Genomic DNA, 25,677 nt, shown 5'->3' on the forward strand with positions numbered 1-25,677 from the left:
GCAGGCACGATTCTGCGAGGTCGAGAAGGCCGTACGACTTCCGTTCAACGGCCGAAACTCGCCAGCTTGGCGCGCAGCTGCAACACGGACTTGGTGTGGATCTGGCTGACCCGGCTCTCGGTCACCCCGAGCACGTTGCCGATCTCGGCGAGGGTGAGGCCCTCGTAGTAGTACAGGGTGACGACGGTCTTCTCCCGCTCGGGCAGCGTGTTGATCGCCCGCGCCAGGAACCGCCGCAGCTCCCTGCCCTCGGCCACCTCCACCGGGTTGTCGGCGGCGGTGTCCTCCAGGGTGTCCATCAGGCTCAGCCGGTCGCCGCCCTCGCCGCCGGCGTGCAGCAACTCCTCCAGGGCGACCACGTTCGCCAGCGACAACTGGCTGAAGACGGCGTGGAGTTCCTCCACCGCGATGCCCATCTCGGCGGCCACCTCGCCCTCGCTGGGCGTGCGCCTGAGCCGCGCCTCCAGCGTGGCGTACGCCCGCTCCACGTTCCGCGCCTTCTGCCGTACCGAGCGCGGGATCCAGTCCAGTGCGCGCAGTTCGTCGATCATCGCGCCCCGGATGCGGGTGATCGCGTACGTCTCGAACTTGATCTCCCGCTCGATGTCGAACTTCTCGATCGCGTCGATCAGCCCGAACACCCCCGACGACACGAAGTCCGCCTGTTCCACATTGGGCGGCAGCCCGACGCTCACCCGTCCCGCGACGTACTTCACGAGCGGCGAGTAGTGCAGGATCAGCTGCTCACGCAGCCGCTCGTCGCCCGTCGTCTTGTACGACCGCCACAGCTCGTCGAGCGTCGAGGGAGCGGGCGGCCGGACGCTGCCACCGTCGCGGGCGGCTGGGGGGATCGCCGCCCGGTCGGACCCGGAGGTGTGCTGGGGCATTCGTCGCCTTGTGCCGTTCTGCCGTGAAGTGGGGTTGCCTGGGTGAGCTGTCGGACTGATGTCGAGTTACCGGTCTGTCTGCCGGTCTGTGCCGGAATCCCCGTGAGCGTAGCGTGACTGGAGTGTCGCGGTGTGCGAAGGGCGGGGCTCGGACCGGGCACGGACGCGTTCGACGGGGTGCCGGAACGGGTCACTCCGATCGCTCTGCGTGATCATCGGAATGCGCCAACTGCGGGAATTCCCAAGGGTGTCGGGGTTCCCCCGGACGGCCGAACACACTCGGTCAGCGGCGCCCCCGATCGGGCCGGACCGAGATCATCGCCTGGCGTGTCAACTTCCAGCCGTCGCTGTGTCGTTCGACGTAACCAAGTGCTCGGAGTTCGTACAGTCTCGCGATCGCGTCGTCCTCCGTGGTCTGCGCACCGCGCGCGATCTCCCGTGGCGGTGCGGCCCTGTTGCCGGGCAGTGCGGCGAGGATGCGCCGGGCGGCCGGCTCCAACAGGTCGCGCGGGAGCACCGGTCCGCGTCGGTCCGGTGCCAGTTCGCCGATGCCGCCGACCAGTTCGACGATTTCCGCCGCGTCGGTGACCAGCACCGCGTCCCCGCGCAGGAGTTCGTGCACTCCGGCGGAGAGCGCACTCGTGGCCGGCCCGGGCACCCCTATCGTGTGGCGCCCCAACCGCTGCGCGGCCCGCGCCGTGACGAGGGACCCGCTCCGGTACGCGGCCTCGACGACCACGGTGCCCCTGGTGAGCGCCGCGATCACCCGGTTCCGGAGGATGAACCTGCTCGGCGTCGGATGCTCGCCGGGCGGCAACTCGCCCACCACGAGCCCCTGTTCGGCGATCCTGCGGATCAACTCGGCGTGCCCGCGCGGGTAAGGCCGATCGACGCCGCAGGCAAGCACGGCAACGGTGGCGTCGGTCGCGCCGAGGGCGCCGCGATGGGCGGCACCGTCGACTCCGTAGGCTCCGCCGGACACGACCACCCAGCCGCGTTCGGCCAGTCCGGCGGCGAGGGTGGCCGCCATGTGCGCGCCGTACTCGGTGCACGCGCGGGCGCCGACGACGGCGACCGACTTGAGTGCCAACACCCGCAGGTTGGGATGCCCGCGCACCCACAGTCCGATCGGCCGCGCGTCCCCGAGATCGTCGAGCTGGGCGGGCCACTCGACGTCACCGGGACACACGAACCGGACGCCCGCGTCCTGCGCGGCGGCCAAGTCCCGCCCGGGCTCGACCAGTCCGGCCCGTGCGCACAGCCCGGCCCACCGCTTGTCGGTCACCCCGGTGAGCTGCGGCCCTCCGTTCCCGAGCCGCCGGGCGACCTCCACGGCCCCGAGCTCCCGGATCCACCGGCCGGCGACCTCGTCACCGGGTTCGACGACCCGGGTGAGGAAGACGCGGGCGAGCAGGTCGTCGCCGGCGTCATGGGTCCCGGTCCGGTCATCGGCCCCGGTCGCATCGTCGGCCGCGTCCCGGCCATCGGTCCCAACCCGGCCATCGGCCCAGGTCACGTGGTCGGCCCCGATCGCATCACCGGTCCTGTCCCGGGCATCGACGCGGACGCGGCCATCGACCCCGGTCGTGCCAGTGGTCCCGACCCAGCCATCGGCCCCGCTCAATTCACCGGTCCCGGTCGCGCCATCGGTCCGAGCCCGACCCTTGACCCCGCCCACGTCATCAGCCCCGGCGCGATCAGAACTCCCGGCCCAGCCATCGGCCCCCGTCCCGTCATTGACCCCGCCCACGTCATCGGCCCGGGTCACGTCATCGCCCCGATCGCCATCGGCACGCCTCGCGGTACGCCCGTGCGCAGTTGGAGCGCGAGGGCGACGTCGGTCGCACCAGGTCGGTCGTGGCCGACGAGGTCCGCGACCGTCCAGGCGACGCGCAGCACCCGGTCGAGCCCGCGCGCGGTGAGCGCACCGCGCTCCAGACTGCGCTCGGCCTCGTCCATCGCCCCGCGCTCGGCGTGCCAGCGGCTGCGCAGCTCGCGGCCCGGCACCTCGCTGTTGGTGCGCCAGGGCGTGTCCTCGAGCCGCGCCGCCGCCCGCTCCCTGGCCGCCCGCACCCGGTCCGCGACCGTCGCCGTGGACTCGCCCCGCGAGCCGCGTCCGGTGAGCTGGTCCCGCGTGACGCGGTCCACCTCCACCCGCAGGTCCACCCGGTCGAGCAGCGGCCCGGAGAGCCTGGCCTGGTACCTCCGGATCGACATCGGCGCGCACTCGCACAGGTCGTCGGTCTGCGAGAAACGGCCGCACGGACAGGGGTTGGCCGCGAGCACCATCAGGAACCTCGCCGGGAACCGGACCACGCCCGCACTGCGCGCGATCACCACGTGCCCGGCCTCCAGCGGCTGCCGTAGCGCGTCGAGTGCCTGACCGCTGAACTCCGGCGTCTCATCCAGAAAGAGAACACCTCGATGTGCCAGCGACACCGCCCCGGGCCGCGCGATCCCCTGGCCGCCCCCGACGAGGGCCTGCATCGTGGCCGAGTGGTGCGGGGCGCAGTAGGGAGCGGTGTCGATCAGGGGTTTGCCCGGGGGCAGCAGGCCCGCCACCGAGTGCACCGCCGTGACTTCCAGCGACTCCTGCCGGCCGAGCCGGGGCAGGACCGCGGGCAGCCGCTCCGCGAGCATCGTCTTCCCGGCCCCCGGCGGGCCTTCGAGGAACAGATGATGGCCGCCGGCCGCCGAGACCTCCACCGCTGTCCGTGCCGAGAACTGGCCGACGACATCGGCGAGATCATGCCCCGGGTCGTGCTGGGACGCGCCCACGCTGTGCATCCCCGTGGCAGCCCCCGTACCGGGCATGCGCAGCCCGGCGAGCAGCGGGTCCGGGCGGCCCAGCTCGTCCGGCTCCTCGTCGGGTACGGGTTCGTCGGCGAGTACGGCGATCAGCTGCCGCAGTGTGCGGACGCCCAGCACGGACACCCCGGGCACCAGGGACGCCTCGGCGGCGGCGCACTCCGGCACGACGACCTGTTCGTATCCGGAGTCCGCTGCGGCCAGCACGGCGGGCAGGATGCCCCGGACCGGCCGGACCCGTCCGTCCAGGCCGAGTTCGCCGATCATCACGATGTCGGCGAGCACGCGCGGATCGATCCGCTCGGCCGCGCCGAGCACGGCCGCCGCCACGGCGAGGTCGAACCCGCTGCCGCTCTTCGGCACCGACGCCGGACTCAGTCCCACGGTCAGTTTCTTCTGCGGCCAGGGAGCGCCCGAGTTGACGACCGCGGCCCGCACCCTGTCCTTGCTCTCCGTCAGGCTCTTGTCGGGCAGCCCCACCAGCGTGAACGCCGCGACCCCGGGTTCGAGGTCGGCCTGGACCTCGACCACCACACCTTCGACGCCCACCAGCGCCACCGAACACGTTCGAGCGAACCCCATCTCAGGCCACCCCCCGAGCATGCTCGACCACGGCCGCGCCGCGCCGGGGCACGACGATGCCCACCAGGTCGATACGGACCCCTCCCGGCGGGGCTCCTCCGTGTGTGTGGATCCACCGCTCGGCGAGGCCTCGTAGGCGCTCCGCCTTCTCGGGTGTGACGGCGGCCATCGGGTGCTGGAAGGCGCCCCTCCGCCGGGTCTTGACCTCGCAGACCACCAGGACGTCGCCGTCCCGCGCCACGATGTCGATCTCGCCGGTCCTGCCACCGCGCCAGTTGCGCTCCAGGACCGTCATACCGGCCGCGACCAGCCGTCGTGCGGCCACCGTCTCGCCGTACTTGCCGAGTGCACTGCGTGCGTTCATGTCGGCACCACCTCCGGCACCAACCGTCACGCAGAACGGTCCACCAAGTGGATCTTGGTGGACCGTTCAGTGATTGTGGAAAACTCCGTCACCCACACGGGTGAAAGCCGCCCCACGGGCAGCCACCGTCACCCGCGCCGCCGTCACCCGCCCGGCAGCTCCAGATCGCTCTTGTTCAGCTCCTCGATGTTCACGTCCTTGAACGTGAGCACGCGTACCTGTTTGACGAAGCGAGCCGGTCGATACATGTCCCACACCCAGGCGTCCGCCATGGACACCTCGAAGAACACCTCGCCCTGGACCGAGTGCACCTGCATCTCGTAGTCGTTGGTGAGGTAGAAGCGCCGTTCGGTCTCGATCACATATTTGAACAGACCGACGACATCTCGGTACTCCCGGTAGAGCTTCAGCTCCATCTCGGTCTCGTACTTTTCGAGGTCCTCGGCGCTCATGGCATGTTCCCCTTCACCCGTGCGATCCCACCATTGTGCGCCAGTCCCGTAAGCCCCTAGACGATTTCGGTGTCGAGGGTCACGGGCCCGGCCGGGGGACCTTCGTCGAGCAGCCTGCGGAGCAGCTCGGCGAGTCTGGTCGGATACACCGTCTCATGCGCCCGGTCCAGTTCCCGGTACGTCCACCAACGTGCTCCGGAGACGCTGCGTCGCTCCAGATCGGTGAGGGCCGTGGCGCCGGGCACGCCCTCGGCCGTGGCGGACGTCCTGGCCAGGTAGTACCACTCGTCCTGGTCCCAGCGGCGGCCCGCGAACGGGAAGGAACACGTCCGGGTCCACAGCACCGGGCCGAGTTCGACCTGGGTGATGCCGGTCTCCTCCGCGAGTTCCCGTAGCGCGGCCTCCTCGTGGGTCTCGTCGCCCTCCAGGCCGCCGCCTGGGGTGAACCACCAGTCGTCGCCCGGATCGTCCGGCTCATGGCCGTGGAGCAGCAGGATGCGGTCCTGCGGGTCGAGCAGGACGACCCGGGCGACCTTGCGCAGACCGCCCTCGTACGAGTCGCCGTACGCGCCCTCCTCGGTGGCCTCAGCGGGCACCGGCGGGCTCCGTCCGGGTGCGGGCGCGGCGGCCGGCCGCCAGCTTGGCGATCGGGCCGTAGGCGCCGCCGCCGAGGACGAGGACCGCGCCCGCGACGATCACGGCGAGGATCGCGCCCAGCGGGCCGGGGTGGGAGAGGCTGCCGAGCGGCTCGAAGCCGGTGGGGCGCTCCAGCATGCCCTTCATGGGCCAGACGACGGCGTCCACGCGGGCGCTCACGGCGCTGCTCGCGACGGTGCCGCCGGCCACGTCCGTGAGGTGGGCGCTGGAGTCCAGGGAGCCCTGGCGTTCGTCGCCGAGGAGGAAGAGGCGGCCCTTGGGGACCTTCACCGCGGGGATCGTCTTGTCCTCGACCGCGCCGCCCTTGAGGTAGTCCTCGGCGATCTGCTTGCCGTTGACGACCAGCTTGCCGTTCGTGCAGCAGGAGACGGTGTCGCCGCCGACGGCGACCACGCGCTTGACCACGGGCGCGTTCGTCACCCAGGTCTTGTCGGTGAAGACCACGACGTCGCCGCGGTGCACCTCGTCGCCGTCGACCCGCTGGGCCAGCACCCGGTCGCCCGCGTCGATCGTCGGCGTCATCGAACTGGTCGGCACCGTGTACGGCCGGTAGACGACCGCTCCCCAGCCGAATCCTCCGAGGAACAGCACAAGGCCCAGCGCGACGGCCAGTCCGGACAGTCTCTGTCCGGTCCGGCTGCCCACCGGGCCCTTGCCTGTGCCACCGCCGGTACGCGGGGCCGTACGTGTTGCGCTCTCGCCACCCATGGGTCCGCACCCTACCCGGCGGTACCGAGGGTGGTCAGCCCTTCCTCCGGGACCAGGGTCACAAGCTCTACAAGGCCTTTACTCGTCCTTGCCCGACCGCTTGCGGCGCCACAGGACCAGCGGCAGGACACCGACGAGGGCGAGGCCCTGCGGTGCGGCCGTCAGGAGGCGGGAGGCCGAGGCCTGGGTGTTGATGCCCGCCTGGTCGAAGGTGTCCGGGATCGGCAGCGTGCCCCAGCGGTTGATGGGCCAGGCCTTGACGATCGCGCGGCCGACGACGTCCTTCACCGGGACCATGCCGTGGTGCTTGTCGGACTGGTTGTAGCGCGAGTCCCGCGAGTTCTGCCGGTGGTCACCCATCACCCAGATGTCGCCCTTGGGGACCTTGACGGTGAACTGGCCGCCCTGGTCGTCGTTGGTGCACGGGGTGTTCCCGGGGTAGACGTACGGCTCGTTCAGCGCCTTGCCGTTGACCGTCAGCGGGCCGGTGCCGCTGCAGGAGATGGTGTCGCCGCCGACGCCGATGACCCGCTTGATGAGGTCCTTCTCCTGGGCGGACGGCATCAGACCGATCCAGCTGAGCACCGTCTGAAGGGCGTTGGGGTCGGCCGCGGGCTCGCCCGCCAGCCAGTCGTCCGGGTCGTGGAAGACGACGACCTCGCCGCGCTCGGGCTCGGAGCCGAACCACGGGGTGAGCTTGTCGACCAGGACGCGGTCACCCTGCTGGAGGGTGTTCTGCATCGAGTCGGAGGGGATCGAGAACGCCTGCACCAGGAACGTCTTGATCAGCAGCGCGAGGACGAGCGCGATGACGACCAGGATCGGCAGCTCCTTCCAGAAGGAGCGCGGCTTCCTGGGCTGGGCGGGCGGATCACCCGGCCCCCGTTCCTCGGTGCGGGTCGCGTCGCCCGGCGCCGTACCGTCCTCGTCCGCTCCGGAGTCACTCCCGGAGGTCACGGCGCTGTCCGCGGCCGGGACGGGCGCTTCCACGGGACGTCCGTGGTGCTCCTCGCCATCGTGTCCGGACCGTGCGCCAACCGCCACATCCCCCACGCCAACTCCTTACTCTGTGCCGCCGCCTGCCCCATCCTCGGCGCAGGCCCACCACTCCCATAACGAGCGGGAGTTCCGCAGGGCTCGGGAGTTGGACCGATCCGTTCGGATCGACCGGGGCAACCCTATGCGACAGTTCGGGAGCAGCGGTCGTCCCCGACACGGAGTTGGAAACCGATGCGAAGGTTTTAGGTTCGTTCAGGCTGGTCCAGTGCCCCATGGGCCAGGCGATCACCTTGGCCCGCCCCACCACCGAACTGAGCGCGACCGTGCCTCCGTAGCTGGTGTTCTGGTGGGCGCGGGAGTCCGCCGAGTTGCCGCGGTGGTCGCCCATCACCCACAACCGCCCCTTGGGGACGGTGATGTCGAACTTCGTTTCGGACGGGGCGTTCCCTGGATACAGGTAGTCGCCCTCGGTCAGGGGGACGCCGTTGACGGTCACCCGCCCTTGCGCGTCACAGCACTTGACGTGGTCGCCGCCGACGCCGATGACCCGCTTGATGAGGTCCTTCTCGTTGTCGGACGGCAGCAGGCCGATGAACTGGAGGCCTTCCTTGACCTGCTTGACCACGACCGGGTCGTTCTTCTTGGTGGTCTGTTCGTCCGCGAGCCAGCCGCCCGGGTCGTGGAAGACGACGACGTCGCCACGCTTGGGCTCGGAGCCGAACCACGGGGTGAACTTGTCGACCAGGACGCGGTCGCCGATCCGGATCGTCTGCTCCATGGAGCCCGACGGGATCACGAACGCCTGGAGGAGGAAGGTCTTCAGGACGAGGGCTATGAGGACCGCGACACCGACCAGGAGGGGTATCTCCCGGACCGCGGAGCGCCGTCGGCGCCGCTTGACCTTGCGCTGGAGCTTGCGCCGCTCGGCCCGGCTGCGGCCGGCACCCCCGGCCGGGGCCAGCGCGCCCGCGCGCCGGAAGCCGGTCGGCAGCAGGTTCTCGTTCCCGAAGGAGCCGCCCGGCGGCGTCGCGCCGCGGGGCCTGCCGCGGTTACCCATGGACACCGTCCGCGGCGGGTACGCGCGCGTAGGCACCGGGTCGGACGAGGTGGGTCCAGTGCCCGGCGGGCCAGACGATCCAGTCGGCCCGGCCGATGACGTCACCAACGGGAATCATGCCTCCGCCCGGGTCACCCAGGTGGTCCCGGGAGTCACTTGAGTCGCCGCGGTGGTCACCGAGGACGAACAGCGTGCCGTCGGGCACGACCACGTCGAAAGCCACGGAGGACGGAGCGTCCCCGGGGTACAGGAACGCCGTCTCGTCGACCGACCGCCCGTTCACCTCGAGCCTCCCCTTCTCGTCGCAGCAGACCACGTGGTCTCCCCCCACACCCACAACGCGCTTGATGTAGTCGGCGTCCCCGAAATAGCCGGTTCCGTCGAACACGACGACGTCGCCGCGCCGCGGATGAGCACCAAAACGGTACGCCAACTTATTTACGAGAACGCGGTCGCCGATCCTCAATCCGGATTCCATGGATCCGCTGGGAATTTGGAATGGCTGTAGCAAGAAGGTGTTGAGCAGCAGCAGAAACACCAGACAGACCAGGGCAGTCAGGGTGATCCGGCCGCCGGGCAGCCACTCGGCGACCCGCGACACCAACGCGAAACGCGACCGGTCCTCCGGCCCTCCGGTGTCCGAGGAGTCCTCGGAGTCGGAAGGGCGGGAGGAGCGGTCGCGCTCCGTGTGCTGTGCTTCGGTGTCCATCGGAGCCAGATGTTATCCGGCCCCGGTATGAACCCCGTATCAAGCTCAGTTGTCGCGCTTCTCCTTGATCTTCGCGGCCTTGCCGCGCAGGTCACGGAGGTAGTACAGCTTCGCGCGACGGACGTCACCACGGGTCACGAGCTCGATCTTCTCGACGATCGGGGTGTGCACCGGGAAGGTGCGCTCGACGCCGACGGAGAACGAGACCTTGCGGACCGTGAAGGTCTCGCGGACACCGGCGCCCTGGCGACGGATGACTACGCCCTTGAACTGCTGCACACGGGAGCGGTTGCCCTCGATGACGCGGACGTGGACGTTGACGGTGTCACCCGGGCGGAAGGCCGGGATGTCGGTGCGCAGCGAGGCGCCGTCGACGATGTCGAGCAGGTGGGACATTTCGTCTGCTTTCTTCATCGATGCCACAGGTCACCGACGGGAGATAGATGTGGAGAAGGATGCTGTCCGTGTCGGGGCGGGCGTCATGTCCCCCTGTGGCAGGGGCGCACGCCGGACGACGCACAACAGCGACCTATTCTTCCACGCCGTCCGGCCTGCGCCAAAATCGGCCGTAGGGCTCCCCCGCCGGGTCCGGTGACCAGCCCAGGATCGAGAGCATCTCGCGGTCCTTCTTGTCGAAGGCCTTGGGCTCGCAGCGCTCGATCAGGTCCGGGCGGTGGGCTGCCGTGCGCTTGAGCGCCTCGTCGCGCCGCCAGCGGGCGATCTTGCCGTGGTGGCCGCTGAGCAGCACGTCCGGGATCTCCCGGCCGCGCCACTGGGGCGGCTTGGTGTAGATCGGCCCCTCCAGGAGGTTGGCCATGGCGCCGGGCGCGAAGGAGTCGTCGCGGTGGGACTCGGCGTTGCCCAGGACACCCGGCAGCAGCCGTGCCACGGCCTCCGTGACGACCAGGACGGCCGCCTCCCCGCCGGCGAGCACGTAGTCGCCGATGGACACCTCGTAGACGGGCATCCGGGTCGCGTACTCGTCGATGACCCGCCGGTCGATGCCCTCGTAGCGGGCGGGCGTGAAGACCAGCCAGGGCCGCTCGGAGAGTTCCACGGCGAGTTCCTGGGTGAAGGGCCGGCCGCTGGGCGTGGGCACGATGAGCGCGGGCGCGCCGGAGCCCGTCTCGTAGCCGTCGGCCAGGACGGAGTCCAGGGCCGCACCCCAGGGCTCGGTCTTCATGACCATGCCGGGGCCGCCGCCGTAGGGGGTGTCGTCGACCGTGTTGTGGCGGTCGTACGTCCAGGAGCGCAGATCATGCACGTGCACATTCAGCTGTCCACGCGCGCGTGCCTTGCCCACGAGGGAGACGTTCAGCGGTTCGAGGTACTCGGGGAAGATCGTGACGACGTCGAGCCTCATGCGCCGGCGTCCTCGGAAGAGCCGTCCTTGGAGGACACGATCTCCGCCTGGTCGTCGATCAGCCCGGGCGGCGGGTCGATGACCGCGCGCTGCTCCTCCAGGTCGATCTCGACGACGATCGACTCGACGAACGGGATCATCACCTCGCTGCCGTCGGGACGCTCGACGATGAAGAGGTCCTGGGAGGGCAGGTGCGAGATCTCGGTGATCCGGCCGATCTCCTCGCCGTCCTTGGTGACGACGTCGAGGTCCATCAGCTGGTGGTCGTAGTACTCGTCCTCCTCCTCGGGCAGCTCCTCGGGATCGACCTCGGCGATCAGGAGGGTGTTGCGCAGGGCCTCGGCGCCGGTGCGGTCGCGTACGCCCTCGAAGCGCAGGATGAGGCGGCCGCTGTGGACGCGGCCCGTCTCGATGGTGAGCGGTCCCGTCGGGGCGGGGTCCGTGAACAGGACGGCACCGGGCGCGAGCCTGAGTTCGGGCTCGTCGGTGCGTACCTCGACGGTGACCTCGCCCTTGATGCCGTGGGCACGGCCGATGCGAGCGACTACCAGCTGCACTGTGCTTGATCTCCTGTCATACAACTCACCTGTCACACACCTCCGGCGACCGGCGGTACGACGACGGGCCGGGGACGGCCAGTGGCCCTCCCCGGCCCGAGCCGGTTGCGCTGAACGTCAGCGGACGTGGTCCACGTCGACAAGGTCGACGCGGACACCTCGGCCGCCGATGGCACCCACGACGGTGCGCAGAGCGCGAGCGGTGCGGCCGTTGCGACCGATCACCTTGCCGAGGTCGTCGGGGTGCACCCGGACCTCCAGCACGCGCCCACGACGCAGGTCGCGCGAGGCGACCTGCACATCGTCAGGGTTGTCGACGATGCCCTTCACGAGGTGCTCGAGAGCCTCCTCGAGCATGCTCAGGCCTCGGTCGACTCGGACTCGGCCGCAGCCTCGTCCTTCTTGTCAGCCTTCTTCTTCTGGGTGATCGCCTCACCCTTGCTCGCGTCGTCGCCACCGAGGGCGTCGAACACGGGACGCGCGGCCTTCGGCGCGGCCACGAGCAGCGGAGCCGGGGCCGGCAGGCCCTTGAACTTCTGCCAGTCGCCGGTGAGCTTCAGGATGGCGAGCACGGGCTCGGTCGGCTGCGCGCCGACACTCAGCCAGTACTGCGCGCGGTCGGTGTCGACCTCGATGCGCGAGGGGTTCTGCACCGGGTGGTACAGACCGATCTCCTCGATGGCCCGGCCATCACGGCGGGTACGGGAGTCGGCGACGACGATGCGGTAGTGAGGCGAACGGATCTTGCCCAGACGCTTCAGCTTGATCTTGACTGCCACGGGAGTGGGTTCTCCTGGTTTTGACGTGATTGGGCACGGCGAGATGGCCGCGTGGGGTTGCGGTACCCGAGTGCCCGATGGACGCGTCAGCCGGAGGCGAGAGGGTTCCTGTGCGGCTGTCGAGTACAGCTAGCCATTGTGCCACACCCTGGCGGTCGGCCCGACCGGGGAGCATGCCCCCGCCTGCCCCCGCCCATGCGGAAGCGACACCCGGCGCCGGGAGGTGACCGGCGCGGGTGTGCGCAACCCGACCTGCGGGATGCGGCTGCCACGAGCAGCCGCATCCTCAGGCCGCGCCCACGACCTCCGGGATGCGGAAGGGCTTGCCGCAGCCCCCGCACACGATCGGCGCCTGGGCCAGCACCGACGGGACGACCCGTACGTTACGACCGCAGTCGCAGACCGCCTTGACGCGGACGCCGCCACCGGACGAGCCGTGACGGGCGGCCGGGCCGCGGAAGGTACGGGAGGTGTCGGCCGAGGTGGCGACGGTGTGGGCCTTGAGCGCGCGCTGGAGGCGCTCGATCGTCGGCCGGTAGCGCCGCTTGGCCTCGGGGTTGAGCTGGACCAGCGAGAAACCGCTGCTGGGATGCGGTTCGTCGGGGTGGTCCAGGCCCAGCTCCTCGGCGATCGCGAGGAATCTGCGGTTGTGGTAGCGGCCGGCACGGGACGTGTCACGCACGCCACGCGAAGCGGCGATGCCATGGACTGCCTCATGCAGCAGTCGCTCGAAGGAGAGCTCGTGTCCGCAGGCGGACGACGACTCTCCGATCAGGGACTCGGGCGCGGCCAGATCGGGCAGCTCGGGGTGGTACCGCTGAATGTCGGCCCACGCCTCTGCCAGCTCTGCGGCGAGAACAGGTGGTGTCTGTGTCGTGCTCACGTAATGACAACGAGCCGGAGTGCCCCTGTGTTCCGATTCCGGGGCATCCCAAATAATTTGCACGTACCCGTCAGTTGCCGCTGATGCGTCCGGAGGAGGGCGGGTGCGCTGATCTGCGGAGAAGCCTCACAGCTCAGCACAAGGTGGTGCGTAGGCCCACGTACGACCCGGCGCGTAGACGCTGTCCGCGCGCCGGGTGAGCTGATGTCCGCCGATGCGCAAGGGGCGTTTCGGTCGCTCTCCCGCCGGAGCCCGTCGCTTCAGTAGGCGCGCGCGACGACCGCGACGTTACCGGGCGCCTTGTCGTCGTCCGGCACCGACCCGTCCTCGGCGACCAGACACCGTACGGTCACCGCGTGCTCGGTCAGCTCGGCCTCGCCTTCTTCGCCGAGGGTCGCCCACGGGATGCGCGCCCAGCCGCCCGCGGTGGCGGCCTCGACGGCCTCCGCGATCGTCGACACCTCGGAGGTCCGGGACTCGCGCCGCTCACGCGACTGCCTCAGCAGCAGCGCCTGATCCTCCTCCAGGACTACCGGAAGCAGCTCTACGAGGGAGTCGATCGCCACCGGCTCCTTGCCGCCCGGGATGCGGCGGGCCAGCATCGCCGTGCCGTTCTCCAGGTCACGGGGTCCGACCTCGATCCGTACGGGTACGCCCTTCAGCTCCCAGTCGACGGCCCGGCGCCCGAAGGGGATGTCCGTGCGGTCGTCGACGCGGACGCGCACACCCGCCGCCTTCAGCCGGGCCCCGATCTCGCGGACCTTGGCCAGAACCGCCTCGTCGCCCTTGATCGCGAGGACGACGACCTGGATGTGCGCCAGCCGCGGCGGCACCCGGAGTCCGTCGTCGTCGCCGTGCATCATCACCAGGGCGCCGATCATGCGCGTGGTGGAGCCCCAGGAGGTCTGCCAGACCAGTTCCTGCTTGCCTTCCTTGGACAGGTACTGCGTGTTGAAGGCCTTCGCGAAGTTCTGGCCCAGCTCGTGACTGGTCGCCATCTGCAGCGCCTTGCCGTCGCCCATCATCCCTTCCAGGGTGAGGGTGTTGATCGCGCCCGCGAACCGTTCCTTGACCGTCTTGCGGCCCGGTACGACGTCCATCGCGAGGACGTTGACCATGAAGTCCTCGTACACCTGGCGATGGATGTGCGCGGCGAAGTCGCGCGCCTCCTCGTAGGTCGCGTGCGCCGTGTGGCCCTCCTGCCAGAGAAACTCGCTCGTGCGGAGGAAGAGCCGGGGACGCAGCTCCCAACGGACCACGTTCGCCCACTGGTTGATCAGCAGGGGCAGGTCGCGGTAGCTCTGCACCCACTTCGAGAAGTACTCGTTGATGATCATCTCGGAGGTGGGCCGGACGACCGCGGGCTCCTCCAGCTCCTTGCCGCCGCCGTGCGTGACCACCGCCAGCTCGGGCGCGAAGCCCTCGACGTGGTCCGCCTCGCGGGCAAGATAGGACTGCGGGATCAGCAGCGGGAAGTACGCGTTCTCGGTGCCCGTCTCCTTGATGCGGGCGTCCATCTCGGCCTGCATCCGCTCCCAGATGCCGTACCCGTACGGTCGGATGACCATGGAGCCGCGCACCGGGCCGTTGTCGGCCAGCTCGGCCTTGCTGATCAGATCCTGGTACCAGCGGGGGAAATCGTCCGCCCGCGGCGTGAGTACGGGTGCCTTTGCCATGGCGAGATCGTACGGGGCCGCGTTGCCGTCATGTGAATTCTTTTCACTCCCACAGGGAAGCCACAAGCCGGAACCCACAACCCCTGGACGCCGTCGCGAGTGCGGAGTTTGCTGGCATACGGGGGAAGTGCGGGCGCACATCACGGGGGCCTCGGAAACAGGCACGGCCACAACTCTCGGCGGATTGGGGCGCTTTCCATGACACCTACGCTCGTGCGGCACTACCTGCCTCATGCGGGGCCAGTGCCCCGCGTGGACCTGGATGCACGCGCGCGTGACTGGTCCGAGATCCAGGAGCGGATGCTGGTGCCGCTCTACGAGGCGGTCTACGAGCGACTGGAAGTGGGATCCGGCACCCGGCTGCTCGGCCTCGGCTGCGGTTCCGGGCTCGCCCTGCTGATGGCGGCCTCCAGAGGCGCGACGGTCACCGGTGTCGAGCGCTCCTCCCCCGAACGGCTGGCTCTCGCCCGCGAGCGACTGCTGCCGGCCGCCTGGTCCCCACGCGCGCGTGCGCACACCCGGCTCGTCCACGGCTCCCCCAGGGACGCGGCCGCCGCGGAGACGCCCGCGTACACCCTGGTGACCGCCTTCGAGCCCATCGGGTGTCTCGCGGGCGACTCGGAGGGGCTCGGCGACTCGCTCGCCGCCGCGACACCGCTCGCCGCGCGCGGGACGCCCGTGGTGCTGGCGGGCTGGGGTCCTCCGGAGCGCTGCGCGACCGCGTCCGTCCTGCGGGTGGCCGCCAGGCTGGCGGACCCGCTGCGCGGCACGGGCAGCCCGCGCCCGGTCCTGCGCGACGACCTGGAGGAGGTCGCCCACCGCGCGGGCCTCAGGCCGGACGGCTCGGGCCGGGTCGCCTGCCCCTTCGGGTACGCCGACGTCGAGAGTGCCGTACGGGGGCTGCTGTCGACGGGGCTCTTCGACGCGGCGATCGTCGCGACCGACCAGGCGCAGGTGGAAAAGGAGTTGGGGGAGGCTTTGCATCCGTATCGTCGGCAGGACGGCACGGTGTGGATGCCGAACGTCTTCCGGTATCTGATCGCGCGTACGACCTGAGGACGACTCATCGCACGTACGACCTAGGGATGATTACGGCTCTTCCTTGAAGAGGCGCGTGACGCCCGCGATGCGGTACGCGTCCGTCTCCTCCAGGGTCTCGTTCTCCAGGAGGGCCGCCGCGAGCGCGTCCAACTGGTCGCGGTGGTCGCCGAGTTTGCGGATGGCCTCGTCGTAGCACTCGTCGACGATACGGCGCATCTCGTCGTCGATCACGTCCAGGGTCTGCGGTGCGGCGGCGAGGCCGTAGGCCTGCTGGGCGTCGCTGGGGAGGGCGGAGAGGCGGCCGACGCGCTCGCTCATGCCCCAGCGGGCGACCATCCCGCGCGCGATGTTGGTGACCTGTTCGAGGTCGTTCTCCGCGCCGGTGGTGATCACCCCGTAGACGACCTGTTCCGCGGCCATGCCGCCGAGGGCGCCGATGATGCGGCCGCGCAGGTACTCCTCGGTGTACGCGTACCTGTCGGCGTCCGGCGTCGAGAGCGTGACGCCGAGGGCCCTCCCGCGCGGGACGATGGTGATCTTGCGGACCGGGTCGGCGCCGGGCTGGAGCATGCCCAGGAGGGCGTGGCCGCTCTCGTGGTAGGCGGTGCGGCGGCGTTCCTCCTCGGGCATCACCAGCGGGCGTTCGGCGCCCAGTTGGACCTTCTCCAGGGCTTCCGAGAGGTCGGTCTGGGTGACCTGGTCCTGCTTGCGCTTGACCGCGAGGAGGGCGGCCTCGTTGGCGAGGTTGGCGAGTTCGGCACCGGTCATGCCCGGGGTCGTCCGGGCGACCTGGGCGAGGTTCACGTCCTTCGCGAGCGGGATCTCGCGGGTGTGGATCTCCAGGATCGCCTCGCGGCCGCCCCGGTCGGGCGGTGAGACCACGACCACCCGGTCGAAGCGGCCGGGCCGGGTCAGCGCCGGGTCCAGGACGTCGGCGCGGTTGGTCGCGGCGATCACGATGACGCCCTCGGAGCCGGAGAAGCCGTCCATCTCGGTGAGGATCTGGTTCAGGGTCTGCTCGCGCTCGTCGTGACCGCCCATCCCCGAACCGCCGCCGCGGGCCCGGCCGATGGTGTCGATCTCGTCGATGAAGATGATCGAGGGGGCCACCTTGCGGGCCTCCGCGAACAGTTCACGCACGCGTGAGGCACCGACACCGACGATCATCTCGATGAACTCGGAGGCCGACGCCGAGAAGAACGGCACCCCGGCCTCCCCCGCGACCGCCCGCGCGAGCAGCGTCTTTCCGGTGCCGGGCGGACCCGCGAGCAGCACGCCCCGGGGCATCTTGGCGCCCATCTTGCGGTACGCGTCGGGGTTCTTGAGGAAGTCGACGACGTCGTTCAGCTCGCCCTCGACCTCGTCGATGCCGGCGACGTCCTCGAAGGTCGTGCGCTGCTTGCCCGGCTCCAGCTCGACCGGCTTGGGCGGGGCCTTGCGGCCGAGCATGCCGCCCGCGCCGCCGAGCCCCGAGCTCATCCGCCGCGCGATGAAGAGCCACAGGACCACCAGGAGCACCATCGGGGCCAGCGAGATCAGCAGATTGGCCAGAAAGCTCCGGTGCTGGACGACGGGTTCCGCCGTGACGGTGACGTTGTGCTTGGTCAGGTCCTCCCAGAGCTGGTCGTCCGCGAAGGTCGGCCGCTCGGTGTCGAACTTGGTGTATTTGCCGTCGCCGTCCGGCTTGTCCTGGCTCTTCTTGAGCTGGCCCTGGATCGCGTTGCCCTTGGCGTAGATCTTGGTGACGTTGCCCGCGTCGACCTGCTTGCTGAACTCCGTGTACGAGATGGTCGGTTCGTCGCCCTCGTTGAAGAACGACAGGATCAGGTTGGCGACCAGGTACACGACCAGCGCGGTGAGGATCAGGCTCCACCAGCCGCCGCGCATCTTCTTCCCGCCCGGCGACGGCTTCGGGGGCTCGTCGGGGGTGCCCTCGGTACGCCAGGGCTGGTCGGGAGACTTGCGCGGCGGCGCGGGGTTGGTCATATCGGCAAGTTACGACACGGGCCAGGCGTCGGCACGCCCAGCATGCGCCGAGGGCGCCCTTCCGGAGAAGGGCGCCCTCGGCGACGTAGAAGACGGGCTGTCAGCTCATGAACCCTCTGAGGCTCAGCCCATGAACCTTCTGGGGCTCAGCAGCTGCTCAGCCCATGAACTTCTTGAACTCGTCCGGCAGCTCGAAGTCCTGGCCGCCCTGCTCGGGCAGTCCGAACGCGTTGCCGCCCTGGGCGGCGCCGGCCTCGCGGCGCTTGGCCTCTTCCAGCTCCTGCTGCTTGCGCTTCATCGGGTTGCCGGAGCGCTGCTTGCCCTTGGCCTGCTTGGGCTGCTTCTTGGTGCGGCCGGGGCCGCCACCCATGCCCGGCATCCCGGGCATGCCGGGCATCCCGCCGCCCTGTGCCATGCGGGACATCATCTTGCGGGCCTCGAAGAACCGCTCGACCAGGCCCTTCACGGCGCTGACCTCGACGCCGGAACCCTTGGCGATACGGGCGCGGCGCGAGCCGTTGATGATGGTCGGCTCGGCGCGCTCGCCCGGGGTCATCGACTTGATGATCGCGGCCGTGCGGTCGACGTCCCGCTCGTCCAGGTTGTTGATCTGGTCCTTGATCTGGCCCATGCCGGGGAGCATGCCGAGCAGCTTGCTGATGCTGCCCATCTTCCTGACCTGTTCCATCTGGGACAGGAAGTCGTCGAGGGTGAAGTCCTGGCCCTTCTTGGACGCCAGCTTGGAGGCCATCTTCTCGGCCTCTTCTTGGCTGAACGTCTTCTCCGCCTGCTCGATCAGGGTGAGCAGGTCACCCATGTCGAGGATGCGGGAGGCCATCCGGTCCGGGTGGAACGCGTCGAAGTCGTCGAGCTTCTCGCCGTTCGACGCGAACATGATCGGCTTGCCGGTGACCGAGGCGATCGACAGGGCCGCACCACCGCGGGCGTCACCGTCGAGCTTGGAGAGGACCACGCCGTCGAAGCCGACGCCGTCGCGGAAGGACTCGGCGGTGTTGACCGCGTCCTGGCCGATCATCGCGTCGACGACGAACAGGATCTCGTCCGGCGAGACCGCGTCACGGATGTCAGCGGCCTGCTGCATCAGCTCCTGGTCGATGCCGAGACGCCCCGCGGTGTCCACGATCACGATGTCGTGGACCTTGGACTTCGCGAACTCGATGGAGTCCTTGGCGACCTTGACCGGGTCCCCGACACCGTTGCCCGGCTCGGGCGCGTAGACCGCGACGCCGGCGCGCTCGGCGACCACGCTCAGCTGGTTCACCGCGTTCGGGCGCTGGAGGTCGGCGGCGACGAGCAGCGGCGAGTGCCCCTGGTCCTTGAGCCACTTGCCGAGCTTGCCCGCGAGGGTCGTCTTACCGGCGCCCTGGAGACCCGCGAGCATGATCACGGTGGGCGGGTTCTTGGCGAAGCGCAGGCGCCGGGTCTCGCCGCCGAGGATCGTGACGAGTTCGTCGTTGACGATCTTCAGGACCTGCTGGGCCGGGTTCAGCGCCTTGTTGACGTCGGCGCCGAGGGCACGGTCCTTGACGTTCTTGATGAACGTCCGCACGACCGGCAGCGCCACGTCCGCTTCGAGGAGGGCGATCCGGATCTCGCGCGCGGTGGCGTCGATGTCCGCCTCGCTCAGACGCCCCTTGCCACGCAAATTCTTGAAGGTCGCTGAGAGGCGGTCGGAGAGAGTATCGAACACGGCGGCGTCGGTCCTCGGAGTCGGGGGCAGTGTGAGCGTCTTCCAGGGTATCCGGCCGCGCAAGCGAATCGTCCCCGCCCGCGGGGTCGGAAAGCCGGGACGGGCTCACGCCCGCAGCGTCTCCTCCAGTTTCCGCGCGATCGCCGTGGCCTCCTCGCCCGGCAGTGGCATGCCCTCCCCGCCGGTGACGTAGAAGGCGTCCACCGCGTTCGAGCCCAGGGTGCTGACGTGCATGCTCCGCACCCGGACCTTCGCCTCGTCCAGCGCCCGCCCGATGCGGTGCAGCAGTCCCGGGGCGTCATGCGCGCGCACCTCGATGACCGTCGCGTGCCGGGACGCGGCCGGGGCGACCGTCACGCGGGCCGGCGGGGCCACGACACCCCGGCGGCGCGGATACGCGGCGTCGCGTTCGGCGAGGCGGCCCGCGATGTCCAGGGACCCGTCCAGCGCGCGTACGAGATCGGCGCGCAGCCGGGCCGCCTGGGGCAGGGAGCCGTACTCGGCGGCGACCCGCCAGTTCAGCAGGAGGACGGAACCCTCCACACCGTCGGGCAGATCCAGCGCGCGCAGCTCCGCCGTGCGGACCGTCAGGCGGTGCATCGCCAGGACGCCGGCCACCGCGGGGAGTACGCCCGGCTGGTCGGGGACGGCGATCAGGAGTTCCACGCCGAGGGGTTCGGGGTCGCCTGCGGGCTCGTCCTCGGACGGGGGTTCGGTCTGGGCGCGCAGGGCCAGCACCGGGCCGCCGGTCGCAACCGCCTCGATGGCGAGCCGTTCCTGTTCCGCGGTGGCCGCGCCCGCCTCGGGCTCCTCGGGGGCGTCCCCGGAGAGCACGGCGGCGACCCGCTTCACCAGGTCGGTGACGAGGCCGGCCCGCCAGGACGACCAGGCGGCCGGGCCGGTGGCCAGCGCGTCCGCCTCGGTCAGCGCGTGCAGCAGCTCCAGGGTGCTCGTCGTACCGACCGCCTCGGCGACCGAACGGACCGTCGCCGGGTCCTCCAGGTCGCGCCGGGTGGCCGTCTCGATGAGCAGCAGGTGATGGCGTACGAGCGTGGCGAGCACGGCGACTTCCGCGCGGTCGAAGCCGATGCGGGCGGCCACGTCCTTGGCGATGATCTCGCCGGCCACGGAGTGGTCGCCGGGCCAGCCCTTGCCGATGTCGTGCAGCAGCGCGGCGACCAGCAGGAGGTCGGGGCGGCTGACGCGGCGGGCGAACTCGGAGGCGCGGACGGCGGTTTCGATGAGGTGGCGGTCGACGGTCCAGATGTGGACGGCGTTGCGCTGCGGGCGGCAGCGCACCCGCTCCCAGTCGGGGAGGAGCCGGGTGATCAGGCCCTCCGCCTCCAGCGCCTCCCACACGTCGATGGTGGGCTGACCGGAACCGAGCAGCGTCACGAGCTGTTCGCGCGCCTCGGCGGGCCAGGGCGTGGGCAGCGGGCGCACGGTGGCCGCGAGGCGCCGTACGGCGTGCAGGGAGAGCGGGAGACCGGCCTGCGCGGCGGCAGCGGCGGCGCGCAGCGGGAGGACGGGGTCGCGCTCGGGGCGCGCGGCGCGGGCGAGCACCACCTCGCCGTCCTGTTCCACGACGCCTTCGGCCAGCGGGGAGCGCTCGGTGGCGGGTTTCGCGCCCCCGCCGAGCATGGCGCGCAGCCTCGGCCGCACGGCGCGCGACCGCAGCACGCGCCCCACTTCACGCCAGGTGACATCACTGGCGTACGACACGACACGCGCCGCTTCATAGACCTGACGCAGCAGGGTGTCCGCGTCGAGGAGGCCCAGCTCGGCGGCGACCTGGTCCTGCTCCTGGAGCGCGAGCCGGTCGGTCGCGCGCCCGGTGGTGAGGTGCAGGGCGTCGCGCACGTCGAGGAGCCGGCGGCGGGCGTCGGCGAGTCCTTCGCGCGGGGCGTCGGCGAGCCAGGAGGCCGCTACGGCGCGGAGCGCGGTGGCGTCGCGGAGGCCGCCGCGGGCCTCCTTGAGGTCGGGTTCGAGGAGGTACTGCAACTCGCCCTGGCGCTCGGCGCGTTCGGCGCAGAGTTCCTGGAGTTCGGGGAGGCGCTTGGGTGCCTGGTTGCGCCAGTCGGCGAGGACGGCCGTACGCAATCCGGCGGTCAGGCCGAGGTCGCCCGCGATGTGGCGGGCGTCGAGGAGGCCGAGCTGGACCTTGAGGTCCTCGCCGGCGGTCTTGCGGGCCTCGGCGGGCGTACGGACGGAGTGGTCGAGGGCGAGGCCGAGGTCCCAGACCGGGTACCAGATGCGGTCGGCCAGCGCGGCGACCGCGCCGGAGTCGCTGCCGTCGTGCAGGAGGAGCAGGTCGAGGTCGCTGCGCGGGGAGAGCTCGCCGCGGCCGTAGCCGCCGACCGCGACCAGGGAGACGCCCTTGAGGGCTTCGGAGCCGGCGGCGAAGAGGCCGGTCAGCCAGTCGTCGGTGAGTTCGGCGAGGGCGGCACGGCGCGGCGGCCCGGACCGCACCCCCTCAGTGAGGAGGCGCAGCCGGGCCGCCGCGTAGCCGCTGGGTCCGGAGTCCTCTGCATCCTTGCGCACGTCCGTACTCGTCACCCAGCGACTCCTGTTCGTTTCTTTTTAGAGCGCGTCCGGTCCGCGCTCGCCGGTCCTGACCCGGACGGCTGTCTCGACCGGGAGGGACCAGACCTTGCCGTCACCGATCTTGCCGGTGCGGGCGGCCTTGACGATGACGTCGATCAGCTGCTCGGCGTCGTCGTCCTCGGCCAGCACCTCGATGCGGATCTTGGGGACCAGGTCGACCGTGTACTCGGCGCCCCGGTAGACCTCGGTGTGTCCCCGCTGACGACCGTAGCCGCTCGCCTCGGTGACCGTCAGACCGTGGACCCCGAAGGCCTGGAGGGCCTCCTTGATCTCGTCGAGCCGGTGGGGCTTCACGACGGCGGTGATGAGCTTCATGCGTCCACCTTCTTCGTCTCCGTGGCAGAGCTGAGCGAGCCGCCGCTGAGGCCGCCACCGGCGCCGCTGAAGTCGTATGCGGTCTCGGCGTGCTCGGCCTGGTCGATGCCGGAGACCTCTTCGTCCTCGGTGACCCGCATGCCGATGGTCTTGTCGAGGAGGAAGGCGAGGATCGCGGAGACGATCAGGGAGTAGAAGAGGACCGCGAAGACACCGGCGCACTGGATCCAGAACTGGTGCATGCCTCCGCCGTAGAAGAGACCCTCCACGTCGGACTGGCCCTTGCCGCTGGCGAAGAGGCCGATCAGCAGGGAGCCGAGGATACCGCCGACCATGTGGACGCCGACGACGTCGAGGGAGTCGTCGAAGCCGAACTTGTACTTCAGGCCGACGGCGGCGGCGCAGCCGACACCGGCGATGGCGCCGACGGCGATCGCGCCCATCGGGGAGACCGCACCACCGGACGGGGTGATGGCGACCAGACCGGCGACGGCACCCGAGGCCGCGCCCAGCGTGGTGAACGCGCCGTGGCGGATCTTCTCGTAGGCGAGCCAGGCGAGCATGGCGGCGGCGGTGGCGACCTGGGTGTTGACGAACATCAGCGCGCCGACGCCGTCGTCGTTGCCGAGCCACGAACCGGCGTTGAAGCCGAACCAGCCGAACCACAGGAGACCGGCACCGAGCATGACCAGCGGAAGGCTGTGCGGACGCATGGGGTCACGCTTGAAGCCGACGCGCTTGCCGATGACCAGGATGACGCCGAGGGCGCCGGCACCGGCGTTGATGTGGACCGCGGTACCACCGGCGAAGTCGATCACACCGAGCTTGTAGGCCCAGCCGTCGGCGCCCCACACCCAGTGGGCGACCGGGACGTAGACGACCGTGAGCCACAGGGCGACGAAGAGCGCCCAGGCGGAGAACTTGACGCGGTCGGCGATGGCACCGCTTATCAGGGCGGGCGTGATGACGGCGAACATCATCTGGAAGACCATGAACACGAAGATCGGGATGGTGTAACCGTCCCAGAGCTCGGTCAGGCCGACGTTGCTCAGGCCCAGCCAGTCGGAGTTGTAGCCGATGAAGCCGTTACTCGAACCGAAGGCGAGCGAGAAGCCGTAGAGAACCCACAGGATGGTGACGACCCCGATGCTGATGAAACTCATCATCAGCATGTTCAGGGTGCTCTTGACGCGGACCATGCCTCCGTAGAAGAAGGCCAGTCCCGGTGTCATGAGCAGCACCAGGGCAGAACAGATCAGCATGAAGCCTGTGTTCGCGGAGGACAGTTTGGGTGCCTCAGCGGCAAGCGTGATGGCGGCTGATGCCATCGGCGTCTCCTCGTCGGTTGTACGGCCCCGTGCGGGCGAAGCCTGGATGCGGTCCGGTCAAGGCGGGGGGGTCCGGTTATGCGCCATGAGATTGGCGCAGCGCGGTTTCCGTCGACGCCCCTCGATGTTTCGCCGGGGTGACGAAGGCGCCGTGTGTGTTACGCGTCGATGAACCGCCGGATCTCCGGCCGCGCGATCGTTATCGTGGCGCAACCTTTTCCGAGGGCGCGAAACCGGCCGCGGTCGGCCTTCCGGTGACCTGGCGCGCGGGCGCCGGGGCATGGGGTCCAGACCCCTCCGGCGCCCTCCCGCGGCCCGGTCGGGAGTCTCCCGGCGAGGCGGACGATTCCGGCCGCACCACCGACACCACGCACCGCCGCGCGGACGGTCTTTCGAATACGAGTGTTTGACGCGCTCGGACCGCTCGGCGGCCGGAGACAGGACCGGCCGCGGTCGGTCCTCCGATGACCTGGCATGGGGGAGCCGAGTCGGGCGGTTCGGGAGGACCGGCCGCGGCCGGGGATCGGGGTGGTCAGACCGCTTCGGCGGTCTCCGGCAGCTCGATCGCGAGCCGGTCGGTGAGGTCGACGACCACGGCGAGTTCACCGAAGTCGCGGACCGCCGTGTCGACGGTCTTTCGGATACGAGTGTTGACGCGCTCGGAGCGCACCTTCTTGGCGACGGTCATCGCCTCGGTCGCCAGCACCGCGCTCTGCTCGGGTTCCCGCTGCAACAGGTGCACGGTGGCCATGCCGATGAGATTGAGTGCGTACGACCGCTGGTGCACGTCGTCCTTGGCGAAGAGGTCCACCGCCCGCTGCATGACGGGCTCGGCGAGCGAGGCGTAGGCGGGGCTGCGGCCGGCGACGTAGGCGAGGTCGCGATAGGAGTGCGAGTTCTCGCCGTACAGCTCGGCCTCGGAGAAGAAACGGATCCAGTCCGGGTCCGGGTCGTCCCAGTCGTGTACGTCCCCGAAGGTGTCCTCGGCCATCCGGACGGCCCGCTTGCACTTGCCGGGCTGCCCCATGTTGGCGTAGGCGCGGGCCTCCATCGCATACAGCATCGACTGGGTCCGCGGACTCGCGCAGTCCCGGCTGCCGTACTGCGCGAGGTGGATCAGCTCCAGCGCGTCGTCGGGCCGGCCGAGGTGGATCATCTGCCGGCTCATGCTGGACAGGACGTACGACCCGAGCGGCTTGTCGCCCGCCTCCTTGGCGGCGTGCAGGGCGAGGACGAAGTACTTCTGCGCGGTGGGCTGGAGCCCCACGTCGTACGACATCCACCCGGCCAGCTCGGCGAGTTCGGCGGCGACCTTGAACAACTTGCGGTTGGTGGCCTCGGGTTGGGGCTCCTGGAGCAGGTCGGTCACCTCGTGCAGCTGTCCTACGACCGCCTTGCGGCGCAGGCCGCCGCCGCACTGGGCGTCCCACTTGCGGAACATCGCCGTGGTGGACTCCAGCAGCTCCAACTCGGGCCGGGAGAGCCGCCCTTGGTGCCGGGAGGCGCTCGCGGGCTCGGGCTCCGGCTGGTGGGCCGAGGGGCCGGGGACGAGCCAGCGCTGCATGGGCTCGATGAGGGACGGTCCCGCCGACAGGGCCAGCGAGGCCCCGAGGAAGCCGCGCCGCGCCAGCATGAGGTCGCTGCGCGAGAACTCGCTGAGCAGGGCCACCGTCTGCGGGGCCGTCCACGGCAGGTCGACGCCGGACACGGAGGGTGCCTGGCGGGCCGCGCGCAGGCCCAGGTCCTCGACCGAGACGACACAGCCGAAGCGCTCGGAGAACAGCTCCGAGAGGATCCTCGGGATCGGCTCGCGCGGGTTCTCCCCGTCCAGCCAGCGGCGCACCCGCGAGGTGTCCGTCGAGATGTGGTTGGCCCCCAACTGCCGTGCCCTGCGGTTCACTTGACGCGCCAGCTCACCCTTGGACCAGCCGCTGCGCACGAACCACGAGCCGAGCAGCTCATTGGGGCGCTTGTCCGTACTGGCCGCGGTTGTCCCGCTTCCGCCGTTGCCGCCCACTGGAACGCCCCCATCCCTGGAACCACTTGTCGCCGCTGTGCGCCAAGCCCTATCAGAATGCCGGTAAATACAGCTTCCCGTCCCGCACTTGTCACCCTTCGAACGAGATGACGAGTTGCCTCCGGCATACCCACAAGCGCATGTGCCCCGAGGACTTGTGCACTCAAAGTAATCCTACGATCACCCGTCCAGCC

The 25,677-nt window shown here is 70.2% G+C and carries 24 protein-coding genes; 1 reads left to right on the forward strand and 23 read right to left on the reverse strand.

What is annotated here, in order from left to right:
- Nucleotides 1-44: 44 nt before the first annotated feature.
- The 17 genes from whiG to proS form a co-directional block, all read right to left on the reverse strand.
- On the reverse strand, nucleotides 45-887 hold the full coding sequence (gene whiG, locus ACNFOC_RS07220) for an RNA polymerase sigma factor WhiG (RefSeq protein ID WP_019058710.1): 843 nt from the start codon (nucleotides 885-887) through the stop codon (nucleotides 45-47).
- 283 nt (nucleotides 888-1,170) lie between these two features.
- Nucleotides 1,171-2,403 carry a DNA-processing protein DprA gene (gene dprA, locus ACNFOC_RS07225; protein WP_416957813.1) on the reverse strand — a complete coding sequence of 411 codons (1,233 nt, stop codon included), beginning with the start codon at nucleotides 2,401-2,403 and terminating at the stop codon, nucleotides 1,171-1,173.
- 248 nt (nucleotides 2,404-2,651) lie between these two features.
- Nucleotides 2,652-4,277: a YifB family Mg chelatase-like AAA ATPase gene (locus tag ACNFOC_RS07230; protein ID WP_416957815.1), complete on the reverse strand. Its 1,626-nt coding sequence runs from the start codon at nucleotides 4,275-4,277 to the stop codon at nucleotides 2,652-2,654.
- Nucleotide 4,278: 1 nt separating this feature from the next.
- A complete protein-coding gene (locus ACNFOC_RS07235; RefSeq protein WP_416957817.1) occupies nucleotides 4,279-4,641 on the reverse strand; it encodes a YraN family protein in 363 nt (120 codons plus the stop codon).
- Nucleotides 4,642-4,784: 143 nt separating this feature from the next.
- Nucleotides 4,785-5,093 (reverse strand): DUF2469 domain-containing protein, encoded by a 309-nt coding sequence (locus ACNFOC_RS07240; RefSeq protein WP_003965949.1) that lies wholly within the window; start codon nucleotides 5,091-5,093, stop codon nucleotides 4,785-4,787.
- Nucleotides 5,094-5,149: 56 nt separating this feature from the next.
- A complete protein-coding gene (locus ACNFOC_RS07245) occupies nucleotides 5,150-5,689 on the reverse strand; it encodes an NUDIX hydrolase (RefSeq protein ID WP_416957830.1) in 540 nt (179 codons plus the stop codon).
- Nucleotides 5,679-6,458, reverse strand: a complete 780-nt coding sequence (lepB, locus tag ACNFOC_RS07250) for a signal peptidase I (protein WP_416957832.1) — start codon at nucleotides 6,456-6,458, stop codon at nucleotides 5,679-5,681. Before lepB (ACNFOC_RS07250) ends, ACNFOC_RS07245 begins: the two co-directional genes overlap by 11 nt.
- A gap of 78 nt (nucleotides 6,459-6,536) precedes the next feature.
- Nucleotides 6,537-7,511 (reverse strand): signal peptidase I, encoded by a 975-nt coding sequence (gene lepB / locus ACNFOC_RS07255; protein WP_416957834.1) that lies wholly within the window; start codon nucleotides 7,509-7,511, stop codon nucleotides 6,537-6,539.
- Nucleotides 7,399-8,514 (reverse strand): signal peptidase I, encoded by a 1,116-nt coding sequence (gene lepB, locus ACNFOC_RS07260; RefSeq protein ID WP_416957836.1) that lies wholly within the window; start codon nucleotides 8,512-8,514, stop codon nucleotides 7,399-7,401. Before lepB (ACNFOC_RS07260) ends, lepB (ACNFOC_RS07255) begins: the two co-directional genes overlap by 113 nt.
- Entirely contained in the window at nucleotides 8,507-9,223 is a 717-nt protein-coding gene (gene lepB, locus ACNFOC_RS07265; RefSeq protein ID WP_416957838.1) for a signal peptidase I, read from the reverse strand. The genes lepB (ACNFOC_RS07260) and lepB (ACNFOC_RS07265) overlap by 8 nt, the downstream gene beginning before the upstream one ends.
- 45 nt (nucleotides 9,224-9,268) lie before the next feature.
- Entirely contained in the window at nucleotides 9,269-9,619 is a 351-nt protein-coding gene (gene rplS / locus ACNFOC_RS07270; protein WP_019058701.1) for a 50S ribosomal protein L19, read from the reverse strand.
- Nucleotides 9,620-9,752: 133 nt separating this feature from the next.
- Nucleotides 9,753-10,586 carry a tRNA (guanosine(37)-N1)-methyltransferase TrmD gene (trmD, locus tag ACNFOC_RS07275; RefSeq protein WP_416957840.1) on the reverse strand — a complete coding sequence of 278 codons (834 nt, stop codon included), beginning with the start codon at nucleotides 10,584-10,586 and terminating at the stop codon, nucleotides 9,753-9,755.
- Nucleotides 10,583-11,143: a ribosome maturation factor RimM gene (rimM, locus tag ACNFOC_RS07280; RefSeq protein ID WP_416957842.1), complete on the reverse strand. Its 561-nt coding sequence runs from the start codon at nucleotides 11,141-11,143 to the stop codon at nucleotides 10,583-10,585. Before rimM ends, trmD begins: the two co-directional genes overlap by 4 nt.
- Before the next feature lie 117 nt (nucleotides 11,144-11,260).
- Entirely contained in the window at nucleotides 11,261-11,500 is a 240-nt protein-coding gene (locus tag ACNFOC_RS07285) for an RNA-binding protein (protein WP_005479813.1), read from the reverse strand.
- Nucleotides 11,501-11,502: 2 nt separating this feature from the next.
- A complete protein-coding gene (gene rpsP, locus ACNFOC_RS07290) occupies nucleotides 11,503-11,922 on the reverse strand; it encodes a 30S ribosomal protein S16 (RefSeq protein WP_328678514.1) in 420 nt (139 codons plus the stop codon).
- Nucleotides 11,923-12,208: 286 nt separating this feature from the next.
- On the reverse strand, nucleotides 12,209-12,805 hold the full coding sequence (locus ACNFOC_RS07295; protein WP_019058697.1) for a hypothetical protein: 597 nt from the start codon (nucleotides 12,803-12,805) through the stop codon (nucleotides 12,209-12,211).
- Between the two features lie 260 nt (nucleotides 12,806-13,065).
- Nucleotides 13,066-14,481, reverse strand: coding sequence for a proline--tRNA ligase (gene proS / locus ACNFOC_RS07300; protein WP_416957846.1), 1,416 nt, complete (start codon nucleotides 14,479-14,481; stop codon nucleotides 13,066-13,068).
- Nucleotides 14,482-14,679: 198 nt separating this feature from the next.
- Here proS and ACNFOC_RS07305 point away from each other — a divergent pair, with 198 nt between their 5' ends.
- Complete coding sequence (locus ACNFOC_RS07305) at nucleotides 14,680-15,537, forward strand: SAM-dependent methyltransferase (RefSeq protein WP_416957848.1); 858 nt, start codon at nucleotides 14,680-14,682, stop codon at nucleotides 15,535-15,537.
- Nucleotides 15,538-15,570: 33 nt separating this feature from the next.
- Here the strand turns inward: ACNFOC_RS07305 and ftsH are convergent, their stop codons facing one another.
- The 6 genes from ftsH to nsdA all read right to left on the reverse strand — a co-directional run bounded on the left by ftsH (nucleotide 15,571) and on the right by nsdA (nucleotide 25,483).
- Nucleotides 15,571-17,508, reverse strand: a complete 1,938-nt coding sequence (gene ftsH, locus ACNFOC_RS07310; RefSeq protein ID WP_416957850.1) for an ATP-dependent zinc metalloprotease FtsH — start codon at nucleotides 17,506-17,508, stop codon at nucleotides 15,571-15,573.
- 157 nt (nucleotides 17,509-17,665) lie between these two features.
- On the reverse strand, nucleotides 17,666-19,219 hold the full coding sequence (gene ffh / locus ACNFOC_RS07315) for a signal recognition particle protein (protein ID WP_416957852.1): 1,554 nt from the start codon (nucleotides 19,217-19,219) through the stop codon (nucleotides 17,666-17,668).
- A gap of 105 nt (nucleotides 19,220-19,324) precedes the next feature.
- Complete coding sequence (locus ACNFOC_RS07320) at nucleotides 19,325-21,775, reverse strand: [protein-PII] uridylyltransferase (protein WP_416957854.1); 2,451 nt, start codon at nucleotides 21,773-21,775, stop codon at nucleotides 19,325-19,327.
- 24 nt (nucleotides 21,776-21,799) lie between these two features.
- Entirely contained in the window at nucleotides 21,800-22,138 is a 339-nt protein-coding gene (locus ACNFOC_RS07325; protein ID WP_003997576.1) for a P-II family nitrogen regulator, read from the reverse strand.
- Entirely contained in the window at nucleotides 22,135-23,466 is a 1,332-nt protein-coding gene (locus tag ACNFOC_RS07330) for an ammonium transporter (RefSeq protein WP_416957857.1), read from the reverse strand. The genes ACNFOC_RS07325 and ACNFOC_RS07330 overlap by 4 nt, the downstream gene beginning before the upstream one ends.
- A 532-nt stretch (nucleotides 23,467-23,998) precedes the next feature.
- Nucleotides 23,999-25,483, reverse strand: a complete 1,485-nt coding sequence (nsdA, locus tag ACNFOC_RS07335) for a transcriptional repressor NsdA (RefSeq protein WP_416957859.1) — start codon at nucleotides 25,481-25,483, stop codon at nucleotides 23,999-24,001.
- Nucleotides 25,484-25,677 lie beyond the last annotated feature (194 nt).

This window comes from Streptomyces colwelliae (assembly GCF_048158785.1).
Taxonomy (GTDB): domain Bacteria; phylum Actinomycetota; class Actinomycetes; order Streptomycetales; family Streptomycetaceae; genus Streptomyces.

Bases quoted from the DNA above. Each gene is read 5' to 3' on its own strand.
- ACNFOC_RS07235 (WP_416957817.1), bottom strand. From the start codon at position 4,641: ATGAACGCACGCAGTGCACTCGGCAAGTACGGCGAGACGGTGGCCGCA.
- ACNFOC_RS07240 (WP_003965949.1), bottom strand. From the start codon at position 5,093: ATGAGCGCCGAGGACCTCGAAAAGTACGAGACCGAGATGGAGCTGAAG.
- lepB (WP_416957838.1), bottom strand. From the start codon at position 9,223: ATGGACACCGAAGCACAGCACACGGAGCGCGACCGCTCCTCCCGCCCT.
- ACNFOC_RS07330 (WP_416957857.1), bottom strand. From the start codon at position 23,466: ATGGCATCAGCCGCCATCACGCTTGCCGCTGAGGCACCCAAACTGTCC.
- lepB (WP_416957832.1), bottom strand. From the start codon at position 6,458: ATGGGTGGCGAGAGCGCAACACGTACGGCCCCGCGTACCGGCGGTGGC.
- ACNFOC_RS07325 (WP_003997576.1), bottom strand. From the start codon at position 22,138: ATGAAGCTCATCACCGCCGTCGTGAAGCCCCACCGGCTCGACGAGATC.
- trmD (WP_416957840.1), bottom strand. From the start codon at position 10,586: ATGAGGCTCGACGTCGTCACGATCTTCCCCGAGTACCTCGAACCGCTG.
- ACNFOC_RS07285 (WP_005479813.1), bottom strand. From the start codon at position 11,500: ATGCTCGAGGAGGCTCTCGAGCACCTCGTGAAGGGCATCGTCGACAAC.
- rplS (WP_019058701.1), bottom strand. From the start codon at position 9,619: ATGTCCCACCTGCTCGACATCGTCGACGGCGCCTCGCTGCGCACCGAC.
- lepB (WP_416957836.1), bottom strand. From the start codon at position 8,514: ATGGGTAACCGCGGCAGGCCCCGCGGCGCGACGCCGCCGGGCGGCTCC.
- ACNFOC_RS07230 (WP_416957815.1), bottom strand. From the start codon at position 4,277: ATGGGGTTCGCTCGAACGTGTTCGGTGGCGCTGGTGGGCGTCGAAGGT.
- ftsH (WP_416957850.1), bottom strand. From the start codon at position 17,508: ATGACCAACCCCGCGCCGCCGCGCAAGTCTCCCGACCAGCCCTGGCGT.
- whiG (WP_019058710.1), bottom strand. From the start codon at position 887: ATGCCCCAGCACACCTCCGGGTCCGACCGGGCGGCGATCCCCCCAGCC.
- proS (WP_416957846.1), bottom strand. From the start codon at position 14,481: ATGGCAAAGGCACCCGTACTCACGCCGCGGGCGGACGATTTCCCCCGC.
- ACNFOC_RS07305 (WP_416957848.1), top strand. From the start codon at position 14,680: ATGACACCTACGCTCGTGCGGCACTACCTGCCTCATGCGGGGCCAGTG.